The following is a 17,574-nucleotide window of genomic DNA, read 5'->3' as shown; positions in this document are numbered from 1 at the left end:
TGTCCTATATGCCGTTATTCACCATAATAAGATTTGGTTAAAATCTCAATCATATCTTCAACCATCGGTAAGCGAGGATTTGCCGGTGAACATTGATCTTCAAACGCCAATAATGCTAAATCACGGCGAGCCTCCATAAATTCTTGTTCATTGATGCCCTGCTCTTTGAATGACATTTTAATGCCGATTTTTTGCCCCAACTCTTTACACGCATTGGCATAAGCTTCCACCGCCTCTTCAGGTGTTGAACAAGGTAAGCCTAACATTCTAGCGATTTCCTGATATTTCACATCCGCTTTGTAGTAATTATATTTTGGCCAAGTCGCTGTTTTAGTCGGGCGAGTGCCGTTATAACGAATCACGTAAGGCATCAAAATGGCATTAGTTCTGCCGTGTGGTGTGTGGAAGCGACCACCTACTTTGTGAGCTAAAGAGTGTGTCATCCCTAAGAACGCATTGGCAAAAGCCATTCCGGCAATAGTTGATGCATTATGCATTCTTTCGCGTGCTTCTGGATCGCTTGCACCGTTTTTCACAGAGCGTTCTAAAAATTCAAAGACTAGTTTAATCGCCTGCAATGCTAGACCGTCAGTGAAGTCGTTAGCTAAAGTCGATACATAAGCCTCTGTTGCGTGAACTAACACATCATAACCTGAATCTGCGGCAACGTGTGCAGGTACAGTCATTGTTAATGCCGGATCGACAATAGCAATAGTCGGAGTTAATGAGTAGTCAGCAATTGGATATTTTTTATCGCCTTCGCTAATAACGGCAAAAGGCGTTACTTCAGAACCAGTACCTGATGTGGTTGGAATGCCAATAAATTTAGCTTTACGTCCCAATTGAGGGAATTTAAAAGCACGTTTGCGAATATCCATAAATTTCTGAACTAAATCGCGGAAATCAACTTCAGGCTGTTCGTAGAATAACCACATTACTTTAGCTGCATCCATAGCTGAACCACCGCCTAGGGCAATAATAGTATCCGGTTGGAAGTTACGTAATAATTCAACACCTCGGCGTACTGTTGCGATACTAGGATCCGGTTCAACATCGGCGAAAAGTTGATAAGTAACGTGATCCCCTCGCATTGTGAGTTGTTTAGCGATTTTCTCTACAAAACCAAGATCAACCATTACACGATCAGTAACGATCACGACACGTTCAACGCCTTTCATTGATTGTAAATATTGGATTGAATCACGTTCAAAATAGATTTTTGAAGGCACTTTGAACCATTGCATATTATTTCTCCGTCTTCCTACCCGTTTAATATTTAATAAATTCACTGCACTAACATTGTTACCAACAGAGTTTTTACCATAAGAACCACAGCCTAAGGTTAATGAAGGTAGGAATGAGTTATATACATCACCAATGCCACCAAAAGTTGAAGGTGAGTTCCAAATTACGCGGATTGCTTTTACACGTTCACCGAAAATTTTTGCCAATTCAGCATCGGAAGTATGAATTGCGGCGGAGTGTCCTAAACCGTGGAATTCAACCATTTGCTCAGATTTTGTTAAACCGTCTTCTGTGCTTTCTGCTTTCAATAAAGCTAATACTGGTGAGAGTTTTTCTCGAGTTAATGGTTCTTTCACTCCCACTTCTTTACATTCTGCCAACAAAATATTGGTATTTGCCGGTACGCTGAATCCTGCCTGCTCTGCAATCCACGCTGCTGGTTTGCCAACCACGGCGGAATTTAGTTTTGCCATAGAACAACTGCTACTGTTTGCTTTCGCACCGAAGATAAACTCTTCAAGTAATGCTTTTTCTTTTTTATTAACGAGATAAACGCCATAAGATTGCATCTCTTTAATAAAATCATCATAAATTTCTTTATCGACAATTGCTGCTTGTTCACTGGCACAGATCATTCCGTTATCAAACGATTTTGACATCACGATATCGTGTACCGCTTGTTTTAAATTTGCACTTTTTTCCACATAAGCAGGAACGTTTCCGGCTCCAACACCTAAAGCCGGCTTACCACAGGAATAAGCGGCTTCCACCATTGCATTACCACCGGTGGCTAGAATAGTGGCAATACCGGGATGTTTCATTAATGCTTGTGTACCTTCCATAGATGGTGTTTCAATCCATTGAATACAGTTTTTCGGTGCACCGGCAGCAACAGCCGCTTCATAAACAACGCGTGCGGCGTGAGCGGAACTTTGTTGAGCGGATGGGTGGAATGCAAAAACGATCGGATTACGAGTTTTTAAGGAAATTAAGGCTTTAAAAATTGCGGTAGAGGTTGGATTGGTGGTTGGAGTAATACCACAAATTACTCCAACTGGATCAGCAATTTCTGTAATACCAGTAACATCATCTTCACTAATGACACCAACGGTTTTCAAATGACGCATATTGTTTACAACATATTCACAAGCAAACAGATTCTTTGTTGCTTTGTCTTCAAATACGCCTCGACCGGTTTCTTCATAGGCGTGCATTGCCAACACACCGTGTTGATCCAATGCGGCGACAGAAGCCTTCGCAACGATATAATCAACTTGTTGCTGATTAAGTTGACGGAACTCTTCCAATGCAGCTAAACCATTAGCGACAAGTTGATCCACTTCTGCCTGAGCAGGACTTACCACCACTTCGGATGTTTTACTCATAAGATTTCTCCCAAAAATTAAAAATTATTTTAACTAATAAAATTATAACTATTTGAAGTTACCTTTTTTGTGGTATCAGCAGATAATCTGATCTAGCTCAAATTCACCGTTAGCTAAATGTTAAAGTGATTTAAAAGTTGTTTGAAATAGGTTTGAAATTCTTGATTAATCAAGAAAAATTATGTGATCTTTAGATTTTTTCGTTTTATATTATTTATCAATTATGAGCAATAATAGGAGTTCGAATAATGATGGAACCGACAATTTATAAAATGAATGATACAAAAAAATGGGCGATGATAGGTTATTGGCTTTATATCGCATCGTTTTTGATCACTTTTTTAAGCATTGTCGCGATCGTGATTGCTTATGTTTTTCGTGATGATGTTCGTGGCACCTATTTGGAAAGCCATTTTAACTATCAAATTCGCACATTTTGGATTGGCTTACTGTATGCCATTATTTGTACAGTGCTATGTTTAGTTATGGTTGGTTATATTCTATTTATTTGCTTAGCGATTTGGTTGTTGGTGCGTTCCATCAAAGGATTGCGTTTATTAAATCGTGATCAAGCTATTCTTAACGAAAAAACGTGGTTATTTTAAGTACTTGACTTGTTTAACGTTACGATAGTCCATAGAATAAAGCCTTTCCAACATAACAAGAGGCAAGCATTATGTCTGCATTGACAGCACTGCAACAAGAAACCCGTGAAATTATCGATGATTTGCTAAATGACGGCAGCGATCCGAATGCGCTTTATATTATTGAGCATCATATTTCTCACCACGATTTTGACAAGCTAGAAAAAATTGCACTGGATGCATTTAAACTCGGTTATGAGGTATCCGAAGCGGAAGAGTTGGAAAATGAGGATGGTGGAGAAATCTATTGCTTTGATATTATTAGTGAAATTGAATTAAAAGCAGAATTAATCGATGCTCAGCAGAATGAGCTGTTGCCGTTAATAAAAAAACATCAAGGCGTTTATGATGGTTGGGGAACCTATTTTGAAGATCCTAATGCCAATGAGGATGAGTATGGTAATGACGGTGAATTTTTTGACGAAGATTAATGATAGGGTTCTCACTTGCATATGAATGAATCAGCAGAAAAATGCCCTCAATGTGGGCATTTTTTACAACTTAAACGAGGTAAAAAGGGGTTATTTCTTGGTTGCAGTAATTACCCAGAATGTGATTACCTTAGACCGTTACAAAACCAAACTTTAGGCGAAATTTTGAAGGTATTACCAGAGAATTGCCCTGAATGTGCTCATCCATTAGTATTGCGGCGAGGGCAGTTCGGTATGTTTATCGGTTGCAGTAACTATCCGGAATGTCATTTCATTGTGAATGATGAGCCGCAAAAAGCGGATTATCAAGCGGTAACTTGTCCCTCTTGCCGTAGAGGAAAATTAGTCGCGAAACGCGGCGCCAGAGGAAAAGTATTTTTTGCCTGCGATCACTACCCTCATTGCCGTTTTAATGTGGCACAACAACCGGTGGAAAAAAGTTGTCCAAAATGTGCTTTCCCATTGGCATTTGTGAAAAAACAGAATGAACAGCAAATCAGCTACCAATGTTTAAATAAAAGCTGTAAACATATTTTTTATGAAAGAAATGAATAACTTAGATTTTATTATTTCCCAGTTGAAACAGGGAGAAGTGATCGCTTATCCGACCGAAGCAGTGTTTGGGTTAGGGTGTGATCCTTTTAATGATCAGGCGATTGAAAAACTGCTTAAATTAAAACAACGTCCACAAGAAAAAGGGTTAATTTTAATTGCGCCACATTTAAACTTTTTCAAACAAATTATTGATTTTAATAAACTTTCTGCACAAGATTTACAACGATTACAACAAACCTACAGCAGACCGACCACTTGGATTGTGCCGGTACAAAAACAGGTTTCGCCACTTCTCACCGGACGTTTTGATACGATTGCGGTTCGGCTTTGTTGTCATCCGGCGGTGGAAACGTTGTGCCAACTGGCAAAGATGCCGATTACTTCAACCAGCGCAAACCTCAGCGGTCAAGAGCCTTGTAGAACCTATCAGCAAGTACAGGCTCAATTCGGCGAAAATTTTCCGGTGTTACAAGCGGAAGTGGGCGATGCGAAAAATCCATCAGAAATCAGAGATCTCTTTACAAATCAAATTGTTAGAAAAGGATAATTATGAGTACACAACATCACTATGCTGTTTGGGGTAACCCGATCGCACAAAGCAAATCACCTCTAATTCACGCTATTTTTGCCAAAACGACAGGGAAAACGCTCGATTATGTTGCGAAATTAGGTGATCTAGAACAGTTTGAGCAACAATTAGTCACCTTTTTCCAACAGGGAGCGAACGGTTGTAATATTACTGCGCCATTCAAAGAACGTGCATTTAAGTTGGCGGATCAGCATAGTGAGCGTTGCCGTTTAGCGCAAGCTTGCAATACATTAAAACGGCTGGAAGATGGCAGTTTGTTTGCAGACAATACCGATGGGGCCGGTTTGGTTACTGATTTACAGCGATTAGGGTGGTTGCAGCCGGATCAGCATATTTTGCTATTAGGCGCAGGCGGTGCGAGCAAAGGTGTGTTGTATCCGTTATTGCAGGCGAAACAGCAGATTACTTTGGCAAATCGGACATTAGAAAAAGCGATGGCATTGGCTGAAAAATTTTCTGTTTATGGCAATATTCAAGCAACGACTTTGCAGGATATTCCTTATCAACATTTTGACGTGGTGATTAATGCTACCTCTAGCGGATTACACGGGCAGGTTGCTCCAGTTGCGGATAATGTGTTAATGAAGTGTGCAGCCGTTTATGATATGCAATATACACCAAGTGCAATAACGCCTTTTATCCAACATTGCAGACAATTAGGGCTTCAGCATTGTAGTGATGGTTTAGGAATGTTGGTGGCTCAAGCTGCTCACTCTTTTTTGTTGTGGGAAGGTGTTATGCCACACATTAATGAAATGGTGAATGAAAGAAATTGGTTGGAAGTAATGTAGAGGTATTATTAAGACCCTATTTAAACTTCAGATAAAGCACTAGAAAAAAGTTAGCCCTTTGAGCTAGTAAGAGTAACTTCCGATTACTTTTTTGTTTGATAGATGAAGTGGATAAAAACAAACCTACGATGAAGTATCATAGGTTTGTTAGTAACCTGATACAATGAAATATTACTGCATTTTTATACTATGGGGTGTAATAAGTGGCTGAGCCTGGGCCTACAGGCAACCCAAAAACAAATACCCAGATAAAAAAGAGTGCAGACCAAGCAATAAGGAATGCAATGGAATAAGGCAGCATCATTGAAACAATGGTTCCTACGCCAGCATCTTTTCTATACTTAATAACCGTTGCCATAATCAAACCGAAATAGCTCATCATTGGGGTGATAATATTGGTTACAGAGTCACCAATACGATATGCTGCTTGAATTACTTCTGGCGCATACCCCGCAAGCATTAGCATTGGCACGAAAATAGGTGCTGTTACAGCCCATTGTGCTGAGGCTGAGCCAATCATTAAGTTAATGAAAGCACAAATTAGAATAAAACCAATAAATAATAAGCCACCGTGTAAGTCTAGTTCATTCAGTAAATTCGCGCCTTTTACTGCAATAATTTGCCCAATATTTGTCCAACTAAAGAAAGCGATAAATTGTGCAGCAAAGAAAATAATTACTAAATAAAGCCCTAAAGAACTCATTATTTCTGCCATTGCATTGACGACATCTTTATCATTACGAATGCTTTTCACCACCATACCATATATGATTCCAGGGATAGCAAATAAAACAAAAATAAAGACGACAATAGATTTTAAAAATGGTGAACCTGCCACTAAACCTGTAGTTGGGTTACGTAGAATACCATTTTCTGGCACAACACTGATCGCAAGTAAAATACAACAGAATAAGAAAGCTAAGCCAGCAAATATTAAGCCTTTACGCTCTAAAGGAGTAACGTTAGCTGAACGTTGCTCATCAATTTCATCTTGGCTTAATAAACCTTTGTATTCACCTAATTGTGGCTCTACAATTTTTTCAGTAATCAAATAACCAATGACAGAAATAATGAAAGTACTGATACACATAAAGTACCAGTTTGCTTCTGCTCCAACTAGATAATTCGGATCAATGATTTGTGCAGCTTGTTGCGTAATCCCAGCTAATAATGGATCGATAGTACCCAATAATAAATTGGCAGAATAACCACCTGATACCCCAGCAAATGCAGCGGCTAAGCCTGCTAATGGGTGTCGCCCTAAAGAATGGAAAATAATTGCAGCTAACGGAATAAGTACTAAATAGCCTAATTCAGCAGCCATATTCGACATAATACCAGCAAAAACTACAGCTAATGTAGTAAGTTTTCGTGGAGCTTTTAACACGAGCAAACGCATTGCGGCAGAAATTAGCCCTGATTTCTCAGCAATTCCAACACCAAGCATTGCAACTAATACTGTACCGAGAGGAGCAAAGTTGGTAAAGTTTTTCACCAAATTGGTGAGAATTTTAATTAATCCTTCCTGATTTAATAGGCTAACTACATAAATTACCCCATCAACATTACGTCCTTTAGCTCCTTCAGGACGAGGATCTATAGCAGAAACTCCAAAATATTCTCCTAATGCTGATGCAATTAATAGTAAAGTAATTAAAATCACAAATAATGTTACTGGATGGGGCAGTGCATTCCCTAGCCATTCAACAGTTCTTAGGAATTTACTTCCTTTAGGTGGAGTTTTTGTTACTGTCATATCATACCTCGCCTTGTGTTTCTAACAATAAATTAACAATAGTTAATTTAATCAGTTTTGAACAAAAAATCCACACTATATAGAACAAAATATCTAATCTTTTAAAATTTAAGAAAAAGAGACTCTATTAAAGTATCTATAGCTATTTACTGTCCGTAATAGGCATTTTTACCATGTTTACGTAAATAGTGTTTATCTAATAGCACTTGTTGCATTGAGTCAATTTTACTATTTAGTTGATAAGTAAATAAATTCATACAAGCAATTTCTTCTAGCACAACAGCATTGTGAACGGCATTGTGAGGATCTGTTCCCCAAGCAAATGGTCCGTGAGAATGTACTAATACTGCCGGAATATCTTTGGCTTCGATCTTTCTATTCAGGAATGTTTCAACAATAACTTTCCCCGTTTCTAACTCATATTCACCATTAATTTCCTGTTCTGTCATTTTCCTAGTACAAGGAATTGCACCATAAAAATAATCTGCATGTGTTGTTCCTAATGCTTTTAAATCTATACCTGCTTGAGCCCAAGCAGTGGCGTGGCGTGAATGTGTATGGACAATGCCGCCAATAGTCGGAAATTGTCGATATAATTCTAAATGTGTTGGAGTATCAGAAGATGGTTTTTTATTGCCTTCTATAACTTTGCCTGTTATTAAATCAACGACCACCATATCATTGATAGTCATAGTGTCATAGCTTACGCCTGAGGGTTTAATAACGACAAGATTATTCTCTCTATCAATGCCACTAACGTTCCCCCAAGTAAAAGTGACAAGTCCATATTTTGGTAAATCTAAATTTGCTTCAAAAACTTGTTGTTTTAAGTGTTCTAACATTCAAATTCTCCTTCTTTCATTTTATTTTCTATCCAACGTCTAGCATTAATAATTTCAGAAATCGGTTCTTCAGCTTTCTCTGTCCACATCTCAATAAGGAAAGCACCGCGATAATTTAAGCTTTTTAAGATTTTAAAAGTGTTAACAAAGTCAACGCAGCCTTGACCGAAAGGAACATCTCTAAACTGACCTTTGCAATCATTTGTTACTTTAAAAGTATCTTTTAGATGGATTGCAGAAATTTTATTGATACCAAGTCGTAATTCTTCTTCAATATTATCATTCCAAGCAGATAGATTGCCAATATCGGGATAAACAGTAAACCATGGTGATTGAATTAAGTTATCCCACAACTTCCAACGACTGATAGAACTCATAAATTTAGTATCCATAATTTCGACCGCAAGTGTCACTTGATTGCTTGCTGCCAGTTTTACAGCCCATTCCAAACCTTGTTGGAAGCGTTTAATCGTACCTTCATCTTGTTCTTCATAATAAACATCATAACCAGCTAATTGTATTGTTCTTATACCAATATCAACTGCTAATTGAATAGCCTTTTCCATAATTTCATAAGCTTTTTGTCTTGTTTTTTCATCATGAGAACCAAAGGGAAAACGTCTATGCCCTGAAAGGCACATAGACGGTATTGTAATCCCAGTGTTGATAATTGCTTTGACAATTTCAATTCTCTCTTGTTTGCTCCAATCTAGTCTAGAAAGACGTTCATCAGTTTCGTCAATAGAAATTTCTACGAAATCAAAGCCACAAGCTTTAGCGGTAGAAAGACGATCTTGCCAGCTAAGGTGTTTTGGTAAAGCTTTTTCATAAATACCTAATTTATGTGTTCTCATATTTAATTCCTTAATATCTATTATGATGACCAATTATTTTGGATAGCATTTTTGAAGTTTTTTGCCATTTGGTAACCATTATTTCCGGTTAAACTTCGTCCGGCGATAAAAGCTTTTACATTAAAAGGGGCAAATAAAGAGATTGATTCTGGAGTAATGCCTCCGGTGATAGAAAGTTGTAATCCTAGTTTAGATAAACTAGATATTTTTTCCAAATCATTTGCTGTCCAACCTATTCCAGCAAGTTCGGCATCGCGAGGGCGATGATAAATTGCTTGCTTTATTCCTAAATCAACCCATTGTTTTGCATCTTCAAATGTCCAATGTCCATAAAGTTCAATTTGAATTTCGCCACCATATTGATCAGCAATTTTCTTACTTGCTGCTATAGTGGCAATATGAGCAGCGGCTGAAACAGTAATCCAATTTGCCCCTGCTTCAAAAGCCATTTTGGCAAGTACAGCACCCGCATCAGTGGCTTTCATATCACAAACAAGAATGTGGTTCGGATATTTCTGTTTTAATTGTTTTAGTGCGGACATTCCTTCAGCAAAGGCAAGAATTGTTCCTACTTCAATAATATCAATATGATCTTTTACTGTGTCTATACTGGTGAATGCGGTATTCATTTCTTGGCAATCAAGAGCTAATTGCAATAAAGGTTTTGTCATAAAATCACCTATTTTATAATTAATTTTCAAGAGTTTTTAATGCTTGAACAAATTTTGTATATTTTTGATATTTGTTACGGTATTTTTCATATACATTACGATCAGGTTGTACCTTAATCACTTCGTGTTGTAGGTTCTTCTGTGCAGTAGCAAAATCGGGATAAATACCTCTACCAACCATCGCAGTTAATGCAGCACCTAGACATCCAGTTTCTGATATAGAAGGAATTTCCAGAGGTAGTCCACTGATATCGGCTAACATTTGCCGCCATACAGGAGAACGGGCTGGTCCGCCTGTTAATCTGATCGTTTTAGTTTGTGGAAATCGTTGAAGCATTCGTTCCAAGTGCGTCATTAAACTAAATATGACACCTTCATAAATAGCTTGTAATAAATGAGCTTGAGAGTGAATCGATTGAATGCCATAAAAACCGGAATGTATTCCGAGACCTGCGTTTGAACCATATAAAAAGGGTACAAATAAAATACTACTTTCAGCTTTAGGTAATTCCTCAATCATATTATTAATTTTGTTATAGTCGAGATTTAACCATTGCTTAGTAAACCATTCTAAATTTGCAGCAGAAGTAGGGCTGGCTTCGTGTACAAGAAATTGATTTTGTTGAGCATAACGTCCATATACAAATGGGAATGACTGACTTTGATCGATATAGTCAGTAATTCCGCTTACGACAGTCCAAGTTCCCAATACGATGTTAAGTGTGGTCGTTTGATTAACTGATTCACATTGGATACCAGAACATAAGGCAGTTGACACGACATCAAATAGTCCCCCCACTACAGGAGTACCGACAGATAATCCAGTTATTTTTGCGATTTCAGGTGTAATATAACCAGCAATTTCAGATGAATTAATGATGTGAGGAAAACAAGAAATGATGTCATCAATACCAAGTAATTTAGCTAATTGAATATCGTATTGACCAGTTTCCATATTATATAAATTAGATTCTGAAATATTAGTAATTTCACAGCCTAATTTACCTGTAAGACAAAAACGCAAATAATCGTGAGACATTAAAACGGCACCAATATTTTGATAGCGTTCAGGTTGAAATTGTTTTAGCCAACGTAAAATAGAAACGGGATGCCCAGTCCATAATGTTTGTCGAGTGAGTGGATATAATTTTGTTGGAATATCCTGTTGTTGCCACTGTTTAACAATTGATAATGCACGTTGGTCAGAAGATAGGATTCCTTTTCCTAAAGGTTGTAATTGCTTATCTAGTAAGAAAACGCCTTTGCCTTGGGCGGAGATACCGATACCTTTAATGTCATCGGCGTTAATTGTTTCTTGATTTAATACGCCTTTAATGACTGCAATACAGGCAGACCATAATTCATTTAAATCACGTTCAGCCCAACCAGGATTTTCGCTAATTACGGTTAAGCTCTGTCGGAAAGTCGTATATTCTTTTCCTGAATCATCATAAATTCCCGCTTTAATAAATGTTCCACCACAATCTATACCTAACCAAAATGCCATTATTTTTCTCCGCTTTGGGTAATGGGGGATGAGCCTCCCCCATTATACTCCATTATTAATTTGCTAATGCATCAACAGCTTTAATTAATGAGTCACCATTTTTTTCTATAAAGAATTGGCGAACAGGTTGCTCAACCACATTTTTGAAAGGTTTCATATCAACTTGCTCTATAACTTCAACGCCTGCCTTCTTCATTTTATCTAGGATTTCAATTTCTTTTTTAGCATTAAGTTCACGTTGATATTTACCTGCTTCTTGAGCTGATTCAATAATGGCTTGTTGTAACTCTGGAGAAAGTCCATCGAATTTCGCTTTATTCATTACCACTAGTAATGGTGTGTAACCATGATTAGTTAATGAAAGATATTTTTGTACTTCATAAAGCTTCACAGACCACACAATACCGATAGGATGTTCCTGGGCATCGACAGCTCGTGTTTCTAATGCAGTGTATAACTCTGAAAGTGGCATTGGAACTGGATTCGCACCTAACAATTGGAAGGCTTTAACATACATAGGATTTTGATTAGTACGAATTTTTAATCCTTTTACATCTTCAGGTGTATGGATAGGATGTTTCGAATTGGTCATAGAACGGAAGCCTACTTCCCAGAAAGCTAATCCTTTTAATCCTTTATCTTCTAATTCTTTTAAAAGACCTTGTCCGATTTCACCATCTAAAACACGATAAGCATGTTCTTTATTTTGGAAAATAAAAGGAATATCAATGACATTGAGGTTAGGTACTAACCCACTAAAGTTCGGCGATCCTGACATTTCAAGATCAATTGTTCCTCCTCGGACTCCACTAATCATAGCTTGGGCATTGCCTAATGTACTGTCGGGAAATAGTGATAACTTAATTTCTCCTTTAGTTTTTTCTTTAAGTAACTCATTAAATTTTTTTGCAGCTAAATGTTGGGTATCGCTTCTTGGTGCTTCATAACCAAAACGTAAAGTGGTTTCGGCTTGTACACTTACAGTAGCTGCTATTAAAGTTAAACTGGCAAAAAAAGCAGTTAGTTTTTTCATATGATTCTCCTTAAATTAAGGTTGTAGCCAATGGAAAGGTTCTAAAATGAGTGCTGGGAAGAAAATAAAGAGTATTAACAAGCCCAATAACATAAACATATAAGGGAAGATGCCTTTAGCCGCTTGATCAAACGGTAATTTTGAGACACCAGTAATGACATTTAATACATTACCAATTGGAGGCGTAATTAATCCAATAGATGTATTGAGTATAAATAAGACCCCAAAATAAACGGGATCAATACCAGCTTCTTCAACAAGCGGCATTAGTACAGGCGTTAAAATTAGAACAGTAGGAGTAAGATCCATTACCATACCGATAACAAACACTGCTGCCATAATAACAAATAGTAGTAAAGTTGGTGAATCTAAAAGAGGCTCAAGAAGTTCTGTAATTTGTTGTGGCAGTTCAGCGATAGTAATTAACCAACCGGATACTTGAGCAGCAGCTACTAGTAACATTACAACAGACGTTGTTTTTGCTGATGAAACCAAAACTTTATATAGCTGGGAAATTTTAAGTTCTTTATAGACAAAAAGTGATATAAATAATGCATAAAATGCTGCTACTGCTCCAGCTTCAGTAGGAGTAAAAATACCTAATCTAAAACCACCTATAATGATTACAGGAAGTAATAAAGCCCAAATACTATTTTTGAATGATATACAGAGATCCTGTTTGGAGGCTTTAGAAAAAGTCATTAAATTTAATCGTTTAGCTTGCCAAGCCCAAAGTACAGCTAAACATAACCCCATAAAAATGCCAGGGAAAATACCTGCCATAAAGAGCTTAGTAATAGATACTCCACTTGTTACACCAAAAATAATAAATGGAATTGATGGGGGAATGATTGGTGCAATGATGCCAGCGGCTCCTATCAACCCCGCAGAGCGGTGAATTGGATAACCGGTTGTTTTCATCATCGGAATTAACATTGCAGCAACTGCGGCAGTATCAGCAACGGCAGAACCGGATAGGCTAGCCATAATCATTGCAGCAATAATAGCTACAAAACCTAACCCTCCACGTTTATGCCCAACAAGTTTCATTGGTAGGTCAATAATGCGTTTTGATAATCCCCCCTCATTCATTATTTCACCTGCTAAAACAAAGAAAGGGATAGCAAGTAGGGAAAAACTGTCAGCACCACTGACTAGGTTTTGTGCCAGGATTTGTGGATCAAATACATCAAGATGAATCATAAGTGCAATAGCACAGACGATTAATGAGAAAGCAACGGGAATACCCAGAAAAATGCTGCTAAGGAGAACAGTTAGGAAAATAAAAATTGTCATACTTTTTCTCCCCTAAAAAGAGTTGCAATATTAACAATAAGACGAGAAATAATTAATAAGCCAATACCAAAACTCATAGTAGTACTTGCTAAAAAACTGATACCTGTAGGAATACTTGATATTGGAGAATAGTTATGCCAATTGATAACCATCTGTTGATAACTACCGGTAAAGATAAGATAACAACAAATAAGCATAATAGCGTTTGTACATAGAGAAAGAATTAGTTTCCCTTTTTTTGATAATTTGTCTGAAAGTACTGAAACATTAACATGGGCATTTTCTGAAAAAGCTAGAATTGCACCTAAAAAAATAACCCAAATAAATAAAAAACGTGAAAGTTCTTCTGTCATTGTAAAACTAGTGTTGAAACTATAGCGAAGAACTACATTTAAAAATACTAAAAATGACATAACTGCTAGCATAGCAGCAACGCAAATTTCCAATAGCTTTTTAGTGAAAAGGTTAAATTTATCCATAAAAAACCTCACTTAAGTAAGTCTATTGATACTTTTACTACAATTTTTCTAATAGAAGAACTTTCCTGATCAATGCAAGCGGGACGGTGAATATCTTGAGGAAAGAAGATAGCAAAGTTACCTGGTCTCATAACCAACATAGTTTCATATGGGACATTTTTATAGAATAAGATATCGCGATCTGGATTATAGGGAATCGCAATATCTTTAGGAGGAATATCTACAGTAACCCCAATCAATTCTTGACCACTATGTAAATATTGGACATCTAAATAACATTTATGGGCTTCCGGCAAAATAGATTCTTTTTCCTGAGTTGTTAGATCCAAAACTTGTGCAAAAATCTTGTCTCCTTCAATTGGATAATGACCAACAGCTAATGAGTTAAAATCAGTATTTTTCAGAAAAAGAAGCGCTTTTTGAATTGCTTCTGGATAGTAAGATAATTCTAATTGCCGGATGTGACCGAAAAACATAAATATTCCTCCTTAATAAAGTTTCGACATAACAATAAGAATTGTTATAAGGATTTTAGTTTTTGCCAAACTGTATCATCAACCGGAATGCCGTTTGCTTTGTTTTCAGCTAATAATGTTGTAAATTCGTGTCCAGGTAAGCGAACTGCAACGTTAGGATCTGCCCTTTCAGCTGTTTTTACATATTCAATGATACGATTTAATTTCTCATCTTTTGTTTTACCGTCAATTAGCCGATCAACTTCAATAGCAATAAATACTTGAGATACACAATATTCATCGTCCTTTTCTTCTGTTACTTCAGCAACGGAAAGCCCATTAGATAATAAAGTTGCGATCATATCTAAGACGATAGATAAGCCGGATCCTTTCCAAAATCCCATAGGTAATAAACGACGGTTTCTTTCAACAGTAGCTGGATCACGTGTTAAATTACCTTCATCATCAAATCCCGCATCAACGAAAGTTTGGCGACCGGCTAAACGATTAACCTCTAGCATCCCATAAGAGTACATAGAGCAAGACATATCAACCATAGTGATAGGGTTACTTGGGATAGCAATAATTAAAGGGTTAGTTCCTATTCGACATTCTTTTGCTCCCCAAGGCGGCATAACTGCGATAGAGTTAGTCCAACAAATTCCGATATAACCCTTTTCTGCGGCTTGCCAACCATAACCACCACCTCTCATCCAGTGATTAGCATTTTTTAATGCGACTACACCAATCCCAAATTCATCAGCAATTTCCATTGCACGATCCATCATTTTTTTCGCGGTTAAATTACCTATCGCTTGATGAGCATCCCATTGTTCAATGGCGCCTAAAGAGAGAACTTTTGTCGGTTGTGCTTCTGGGTGAATATCCCCTTTTTCTAATTGTTGAATAAAACGAGGGAAACGATTGACTCCGTGAGAGTACACTCCTGCTTGAGTAGTATCAGCAAACATAGTTGCACAATCTTCAGCTGTTTGTTCATTTACGCCTTTAGATAATAGCACCCGTTTGAATTCAGATTTTAATTCTTGGTAACTCACTCTCATTTTCTTTACCTTTAATTTCATATAATAAAATTGTATTTCAAATAATAAACTTGAAAAGAGATTAGTCAACAGTGAAAGAAAGATCTATTTTAATTTTGTGATCTATATCTCATTGCTTAACATTTAATATATTGATGAAGATGTATAAAATTTTTATAAAGTCATAGTAATATACTTACTGGAATGGTGTTAAAAATATTGAAATAATAGGGTATGAACAAAGTATGAAAACAGAAGAAAAAACTGCAGGAAGTCAGAGTTTGGTAAGAGGACTTCATCTTATTGATATTCTTAGTAATTATCCAAATGGTTGTCCTTTAGCTAGTATTGCGGATATAGCTCAATTAAACAAAAGTACAACGCATCGTTTATTACAGAGTTTACAGGCTGCTGGATTTGTGAAACCTGCACTTGCAGCTGGGAGTTATCGCTTATCGACAAAGTGTCTTGCATTAGGTCAAAAAGTTTTATCTTCTATGAACATAATTAATGTTGCTGCACCTCATTTAGAACGATTAAATTTAGAATTAGGAGAAACAGTTAATTTCTCTTATCGAGATGGTGATCAAGTTATTTTGATCTATAAGCTTGAACCAACAACAGGTATGATGAGAACTCGTTCTTATATTGGTCAGTATATGCAGTTGTACTGTTCAGCAATGGGAAAATTATTTTTGGCATATGATGAATCAATAAAATTGGCTGACTATTGGGAGAGAAGTAACAAAATTATTGAACAATTAACCTATAACACGATTACTAATATTTCCGTTATGCAACAAGAGCTTATGATTATTCGTCAAAACGGTTTTTCTATGGATAGAGAGGAAAATGAGCTAGGAATATCCTGTATTGCCGCACCAGTTTTTAATGCTCAGAATAAAATTCAATATGCAATATCAATTTCTCTCTCTACAATAAAACTAGGTCAATTAGGTCATTCTCATATTTTACAACCACTTATAAATACAGCTAACTCTGTTTCAGAAGAGTTAGGTTGGTTAAAAGATGATGTTTCAAATAAAGAAATATAGTTTTATTTATTGAAATGCGGTAAAACCGCATTTCTTATCTAAAATTACACCAAATCAAACAACAAAAACTCGACATCGGTTTTGGTGATGATTTCAAGCAATGTTTCTTGGCTAATGGCAATGCCGTCACTAGTATGAACGACTTTACCGTTTATAGTTAAATCCCCTTTTACTACTTGTAACCAATAGTTGCGATTGTAGTTCAATGTAATCTGTTCTGTCTTGTCGGCGGAAAGCTGATAACGCCATAACTTCATATCTTGATATACCTTGAATGAACCATTTTCCGCTGTTGGTGAAAGGATGAGTGTTGCCCCTTCTTGAGCTGGAAATGCTTTTTGATCATAACGAGGTTTGATATTTAATTCATTTGGTTCAATCCATATTTGATAAAAATGCAATCCTTCTGTATCGCTCGGATTAAATTCCGAATGGGTGATACCTGTGCCGGCGGACATAATCTGAAATTCACCCGCAGGAAGTTGTTGTACGTTACCCATACTGTCTTTATGAGCGATAGTGCCTTCTAAAACATAAGAAAGAATCTCCATATTTTTATGTGGATGAGTGCCGAATCCTTGACCCGAAGCAACACGATCTTCGTTGATTACTCGTAAATTCGAAAATCCCATAAAATTTGGATCATAATATCCGGCAAAAGAGAAAGTATGGTAAGAGTCGAGCCAACCGTGGTTTGCGCGTCTGCGTTCATTTGCTTTTCTGATATATAACATAATATGTTCCTTATTTTTAATCTTTACTTGTGTGTTTTATTGTAGAGTTATAAAAATAAGAAATGAATAGCAAGTTTGTGAAAGGTTTGTTTCTTATTAGGAAATAATAACCTCAGTACTACAGACTAAAAAACAATAAGTTTCTTTGTTTGTTAATAAAGTTAGATAGAAAGCACTTTAATAGAAAAAACCATATTTACTCATTGTTT

The 17,574-nt window shown here is 36.8% G+C and carries 18 protein-coding genes; 6 read left to right on the top strand and 12 right to left on the bottom strand.

The genetic code is table 11. The features are described from left to right. Positions 1–14: 14 nt before the first annotated feature. Positions 15–2,630 (bottom strand): bifunctional acetaldehyde-CoA/alcohol dehydrogenase, encoded by a 2,616-nt coding sequence (gene adhE, locus P375_RS10470; protein WP_039136815.1) that lies wholly within the window; start codon positions 2,628–2,630, stop codon positions 15–17. Positions 2,631–2,878: 248 nt separating this feature from the next. Between adhE and P375_RS10465 the strand changes: the two genes are divergently transcribed. The 5 genes from P375_RS10465 (at position 2,879) to aroE (ending at position 5,640) form a co-directional block, all read left to right on the top strand. Continuing rightward, a complete protein-coding gene (locus P375_RS10465) occupies positions 2,879–3,235 on the top strand; it encodes a DUF4870 family protein (protein ID WP_039136813.1) in 357 nt (118 codons plus the stop codon). 71 nt (positions 3,236–3,306) lie between these two features. Continuing rightward, the gene (rraB, locus tag P375_RS10460) at positions 3,307–3,705 is read left to right on the top strand and encodes a ribonuclease E inhibitor RraB (protein WP_039136811.1); all 399 of its coding nucleotides are present in this window, start codon (positions 3,307–3,309) and stop codon (positions 3,703–3,705) included. A gap of 21 nt (positions 3,706–3,726) precedes the next feature. Next, positions 3,727–4,260 carry a DNA topoisomerase family protein gene (locus tag P375_RS10455; RefSeq protein WP_039136809.1) on the top strand — a complete coding sequence of 178 codons (534 nt, stop codon included), beginning with the start codon at positions 3,727–3,729 and terminating at the stop codon, positions 4,258–4,260. Then, on the top strand, positions 4,244–4,807 hold the full coding sequence (locus P375_RS10450) for a Sua5/YciO/YrdC/YwlC family protein (RefSeq protein WP_021462150.1): 564 nt from the start codon (positions 4,244–4,246) through the stop codon (positions 4,805–4,807). The genes P375_RS10455 and P375_RS10450 overlap by 17 nt, the downstream gene beginning before the upstream one ends. A 2-nt stretch (positions 4,808–4,809) precedes the next feature. After that, complete coding sequence (aroE, locus tag P375_RS10445) at positions 4,810–5,640, top strand: shikimate dehydrogenase (RefSeq protein WP_039136808.1); 831 nt, start codon at positions 4,810–4,812, stop codon at positions 5,638–5,640. 187 nt (positions 5,641–5,827) lie between these two features. Here the strand turns inward: aroE and P375_RS10440 are convergent, their stop codons facing one another. The 10 genes from P375_RS10440 to yiaK all read right to left on the bottom strand — a co-directional run bounded on the left by P375_RS10440 (position 5,828) and on the right by yiaK (position 15,597). Next, positions 5,828–7,396 (bottom strand): AbgT family transporter, encoded by a 1,569-nt coding sequence (locus P375_RS10440; RefSeq protein ID WP_039136806.1) that lies wholly within the window; start codon positions 7,394–7,396, stop codon positions 5,828–5,830. A gap of 146 nt (positions 7,397–7,542) precedes the next feature. After that, on the bottom strand, positions 7,543–8,238 hold the full coding sequence (araD, locus tag P375_RS10435) for an L-ribulose-5-phosphate 4-epimerase (protein WP_039136804.1): 696 nt from the start codon (positions 8,236–8,238) through the stop codon (positions 7,543–7,545). Further along, entirely contained in the window at positions 8,232–9,092 is an 861-nt protein-coding gene (locus P375_RS10430) for an L-ribulose-5-phosphate 3-epimerase (protein ID WP_039136802.1), read from the bottom strand. Before P375_RS10430 ends, araD begins: the two co-directional genes overlap by 7 nt. A 20-nt stretch (positions 9,093–9,112) precedes the next feature. Beyond that, entirely contained in the window at positions 9,113–9,763 is a 651-nt protein-coding gene (locus P375_RS10425; protein WP_039136800.1) for a 3-keto-L-gulonate-6-phosphate decarboxylase UlaD, read from the bottom strand. A gap of 19 nt (positions 9,764–9,782) precedes the next feature. Beyond that, complete coding sequence (locus P375_RS10420) at positions 9,783–11,270, bottom strand: FGGY-family carbohydrate kinase (RefSeq protein ID WP_039136798.1); 1,488 nt, start codon at positions 11,268–11,270, stop codon at positions 9,783–9,785. Positions 11,271–11,325: 55 nt separating this feature from the next. Next, on the bottom strand, positions 11,326–12,303 hold the full coding sequence (locus tag P375_RS10415) for a TRAP transporter substrate-binding protein (protein WP_039136796.1): 978 nt from the start codon (positions 12,301–12,303) through the stop codon (positions 11,326–11,328). Between the two features lie 15 nt (positions 12,304–12,318). Next, positions 12,319–13,599, bottom strand: coding sequence for a TRAP transporter large permease subunit (locus tag P375_RS10410; RefSeq protein ID WP_039136794.1), 1,281 nt, complete (start codon positions 13,597–13,599; stop codon positions 12,319–12,321). Beyond that, positions 13,596–14,078, bottom strand: a complete 483-nt coding sequence (locus P375_RS10405; RefSeq protein ID WP_039136791.1) for a TRAP transporter small permease — start codon at positions 14,076–14,078, stop codon at positions 13,596–13,598. The genes P375_RS10410 and P375_RS10405 overlap by 4 nt, the downstream gene beginning before the upstream one ends. Before the next feature lie 8 nt (positions 14,079–14,086). Next, a complete protein-coding gene (locus P375_RS10400) occupies positions 14,087–14,554 on the bottom strand; it encodes a YhcH/YjgK/YiaL family protein (RefSeq protein ID WP_039136789.1) in 468 nt (155 codons plus the stop codon). A 44-nt stretch (positions 14,555–14,598) separates the two neighbouring features. Then, positions 14,599–15,597 (bottom strand): 3-dehydro-L-gulonate 2-dehydrogenase, encoded by a 999-nt coding sequence (gene yiaK / locus P375_RS10395; protein ID WP_039136787.1) that lies wholly within the window; start codon positions 15,595–15,597, stop codon positions 14,599–14,601. 224 nt (positions 15,598–15,821) lie between these two features. Between yiaK and P375_RS10390 the strand changes: the two genes are divergently transcribed. Then, entirely contained in the window at positions 15,822–16,631 is an 810-nt protein-coding gene (locus P375_RS10390; protein WP_039136786.1) for an IclR family transcriptional regulator, read from the top strand. Positions 16,632–16,675: 44 nt separating this feature from the next. On the opposite strand, the gene P375_RS10385 is transcribed toward P375_RS10390, so the two are convergent. Further along, entirely contained in the window at positions 16,676–17,365 is a 690-nt protein-coding gene (locus P375_RS10385) for a pirin family protein (protein ID WP_039136784.1), read from the bottom strand. Positions 17,366–17,574: the final 209 nt, after the last annotated feature.

Source organism: Gallibacterium genomosp. 2, from assembly GCF_000771895.1.
Lineage (GTDB): Bacteria > Pseudomonadota > Gammaproteobacteria > Enterobacterales > Pasteurellaceae > Gallibacterium.
Note: the sequence above shows the minus strand (reverse complement) of the source record. Positions and strands in the feature narration are given on the sequence as shown.

Bases quoted from the DNA above. Each gene is read 5' to 3' on its own strand.
- P375_RS10420 (WP_039136798.1), bottom strand. From the start codon at position 11,270: ATGGCATTTTGGTTAGGTATAGATTGTGGTGGAACATTTATTAAAGCG.
- P375_RS10385 (WP_039136784.1), bottom strand. From the start codon at position 17,365: ATGTTATATATCAGAAAAGCAAATGAACGCAGACGCGCAAACCACGGT.
- P375_RS10405 (WP_039136791.1), bottom strand. From the start codon at position 14,078: ATGGATAAATTTAACCTTTTCACTAAAAAGCTATTGGAAATTTGCGTT.
- P375_RS10455 (WP_039136809.1), top strand. From the start codon at position 3,727: ATGAATGAATCAGCAGAAAAATGCCCTCAATGTGGGCATTTTTTACAA.
- yiaK (WP_039136787.1), bottom strand. From the start codon at position 15,597: ATGAGAGTGAGTTACCAAGAATTAAAATCTGAATTCAAACGGGTGCTA.
- aroE (WP_039136808.1), top strand. From the start codon at position 4,810: ATGAGTACACAACATCACTATGCTGTTTGGGGTAACCCGATCGCACAA.
- P375_RS10465 (WP_039136813.1), top strand. From the start codon at position 2,879: ATGATGGAACCGACAATTTATAAAATGAATGATACAAAAAAATGGGCG.
- P375_RS10430 (WP_039136802.1), bottom strand. From the start codon at position 9,092: ATGAGAACACATAAATTAGGTATTTATGAAAAAGCTTTACCAAAACAC.
- adhE (WP_039136815.1), bottom strand. From the start codon at position 2,630: ATGAGTAAAACATCCGAAGTGGTGGTAAGTCCTGCTCAGGCAGAAGTG.
- P375_RS10415 (WP_039136796.1), bottom strand. From the start codon at position 12,303: ATGAAAAAACTAACTGCTTTTTTTGCCAGTTTAACTTTAATAGCAGCT.
- P375_RS10400 (WP_039136789.1), bottom strand. From the start codon at position 14,554: ATGTTTTTCGGTCACATCCGGCAATTAGAATTATCTTACTATCCAGAA.
- P375_RS10425 (WP_039136800.1), bottom strand. From the start codon at position 9,763: ATGACAAAACCTTTATTGCAATTAGCTCTTGATTGCCAAGAAATGAAT.
- P375_RS10390 (WP_039136786.1), top strand. From the start codon at position 15,822: ATGAAAACAGAAGAAAAAACTGCAGGAAGTCAGAGTTTGGTAAGAGGA.
- P375_RS10410 (WP_039136794.1), bottom strand. From the start codon at position 13,599: ATGACAATTTTTATTTTCCTAACTGTTCTCCTTAGCAGCATTTTTCTG.
- araD (WP_039136804.1), bottom strand. From the start codon at position 8,238: ATGTTAGAACACTTAAAACAACAAGTTTTTGAAGCAAATTTAGATTTA.
- P375_RS10450 (WP_021462150.1), top strand. From the start codon at position 4,244: ATGAAAGAAATGAATAACTTAGATTTTATTATTTCCCAGTTGAAACAG.
- P375_RS10440 (WP_039136806.1), bottom strand. From the start codon at position 7,396: ATGACAGTAACAAAAACTCCACCTAAAGGAAGTAAATTCCTAAGAACT.
- rraB (WP_039136811.1), top strand. From the start codon at position 3,307: ATGTCTGCATTGACAGCACTGCAACAAGAAACCCGTGAAATTATCGAT.